The organism is Kistimonas scapharcae (assembly GCF_039540975.1).
GTDB classification, from domain to species: Bacteria; Pseudomonadota; Gammaproteobacteria; order Pseudomonadales; family Endozoicomonadaceae; genus Kistimonas; species Kistimonas scapharcae.
Genome location: NZ_BAABFL010000092.1, coordinates 1 through 2,384, shown reverse-complemented (window position 1 = coordinate 2,384; position 2,384 = coordinate 1). Strand labels below are relative to the sequence as shown.

The 2,384-nt window shown below is 55.7% G+C and carries 3 protein-coding genes; all 3 read right to left on the bottom strand.

Annotated features, from left to right (window positions below; translation table 11 throughout):
- Window positions 1-761: phage terminase large subunit family protein (locus ABD892_RS05545; RefSeq protein ID WP_345194409.1), on the bottom strand; the 761-nt coding region annotated here is incomplete at its 3' end.
- Window positions 762-764: 3 nt separating this feature from the next.
- Complete coding sequence (locus ABD892_RS05540; protein ID WP_345194408.1) at window positions 765-1,490, bottom strand: hypothetical protein; 726 nt, start codon at window positions 1,488-1,490, stop codon at window positions 765-767.
- Between the two features lies 1 nt (window position 1,491).
- Window positions 1,492-2,094, bottom strand: coding sequence for a head fiber protein (locus ABD892_RS05535; protein ID WP_345194406.1), 603 nt, complete (start codon window positions 2,092-2,094; stop codon window positions 1,492-1,494).
- Window positions 2,095-2,384: the final 290 nt, after the last annotated feature.

Below are 2,384 nucleotides of genomic sequence, written 5' to 3'. Positions count from 1 at the left end.
TCTTTGTCTTCAAACCGGATCTGCGCCCATTCGATGGGTTGTTTGTGACCACATTCGGTGCAGGGCACATAAAAGCGACGCTGATCTGATGCCTGGTAGGCCGATTCGATCTTGCTGGCCCCGGCAATGTTCGGGGTGGAGACCATCAGGATTTTGCGATTGCGTGAAAATGTCGCAGTACGCTTGATAGCCAGGTTGATGGGACTGCCCTCGCCGTCCACATCGTCTTCGTAGGCGTCCACCTCATCCAGAAACAGAAACCGTGCCGGCATGGAGCGCAGCCCGGTGGCGGAGTTCGCTCCGGTAATGATCAGCACCCCGTTGGGAAACTCCTTCACCATCTGGGTATTGCCCGAATCCCGGCTCCTGGGGTCTTTTACGCGGTCCCGCAGGATGGGCATCTCCTCGATCATTGGTGCAATGCGCTGCTTCGAGGTTCGCTTGGCCATATCCAGCGTCGGTAATACATAGAGCATTGGCCCCGGGGTATGATGAATGACGTACCCCAGCCAGTTATTGCCACACTCTGTGCCACCTACCTGGGCGCCTTTCATGAACGCCACCCGCTCGACAGAAGACGACGGACTCAGGGCATCCATGATCTCCTTAAGATAAGGGGTTCGCGACGTACGCCAGCGACCCGCTTCCTTGGCCGCCTTCATGGGCAGGATCCGGTGCTGGTCCGACCACTCGGAGACGGTCAGACGGGTATCAGGTTTCAGGCCAGTAAAAAAACCGCTGATCCAGGGACTGGTGGCCATGACTTACCGGATGCCATAAACCTTAATTTCACCGGTACTACTAAACGGTGCATGGGTCAGACGCATCTTCAACGCGAGCACCGGCGCTGCCGCCCGGACAATACCGTGCCCAAAAGTGGCTTCCGGCGTTCCACTGTTGTCATCGTGCCAGACCTGCATACCAATCCGGGTTGGCGCAATCGCCGTCGGCGCAAACACGGTTAATTCGGCACAAACCGCACCGCTTTTGCCAAGGGCATTACTGGTCAGGGCCAGTTTGTTAGTGGTGGTCGATGAAGAGGACTGGGTGGTGTCGTTGAAGCGGTACTTGTAATCAAAGCTTCCGGTCTGCCAGGTACTCCCGTCACTGCTGGCCAATAATTCCATCTGGGTGTTGGAACTGCCATCGCAGGCAACATTGAGCAACATCAGCTTGTACAAACTGTATTCACTGCTGAAGGTCACCGGAAAAACATACTCGGCATTGCCGGCCGGAAAGTTACCGGTTGCCAGCAAGGTCCAGTCGCCACCACCGGCCGCAGCGGGCTGCCAGCCGTTGTCCTGACGAACATACTGCCCGCCATCGGCCGGCGCATCGTCAATAAACGACACACTACCAATGACAACCACCTGCCCCGACACATGGGCATAGAGCTTGCCATCAGCCGTATTGATGGCGAGCTCCCCTTCCTGAAGACTCGCCGGAACAGCACCCGGCGATGCTGAACGCCTGAGCTGAATACCCGCCATCTCAGAAGCTGCCCCCGTCCAGGGTTACGCCATTGATGGTGCCGCCGGTAATCGCCACAGCACCGGCGTTTTGCTGCGCCATATCGTCCAGGCCGAGATTGGTACGCGCCACCGCCGCATCGGCAAGATCTGACAGGTTGGCACTTTTAGCCAGCTTCCCGGAAACACTGGTTACCAGCGAAGCAATCTCGCTGTCATTCCCCTGTAATGCGACAGCCAACTCATTCAGCGTATCCAGCGCGGCGGGGGCACCACTCACCAGCGCATTGATGGCATCGGCAATTTTGCTATCAACCTGGGATTCCGTGATGCCAGACGCACCATCGAGGGTCAACACACCATCGACATCAACCAGTAAGCCGGAGCCTGCCTTGATGCCGCCCAGGGTTGTAGTGGTCGCAGCAGGCAAGGTGTAGTTATTGGCTCCGGTTTCAATAGAGGCCAGTTTGTCATGGTCGGCAAAACCGCCAATGACGATAACCGTGTCACCACTGGCGCCAATAAAGAGCTGCCCCGAGGCTTCCGAGTAAGCCAGTTCACCTTCCTCTAATGCCGTAGGAGCACCGGTCACCTGGCTACGCTTGATGCGAATAATATTGGCCATATCGTCAGTCTTCCCTGAATTGGAACAAACGTCTGTTGACTGTTACCACGAGTTTCTTTCCGTGACAGCAGCATCATATCCCTGTCACTAATCCGGCTTTGTTGCATACCACCTAAAACACCCGATTTCGCTACAGACTACGACTGGCGGGCCAGAAACTTTTTTGGCATGCAGGATGCACTTATACAAATACGTATTAACCCTTGCCGCAAATCAATACGGCTTCGATTTCAGGGAAAGATAATACGGTCATGGATGGCCATCTTGAGGGGCTGACAATAACAAAAACG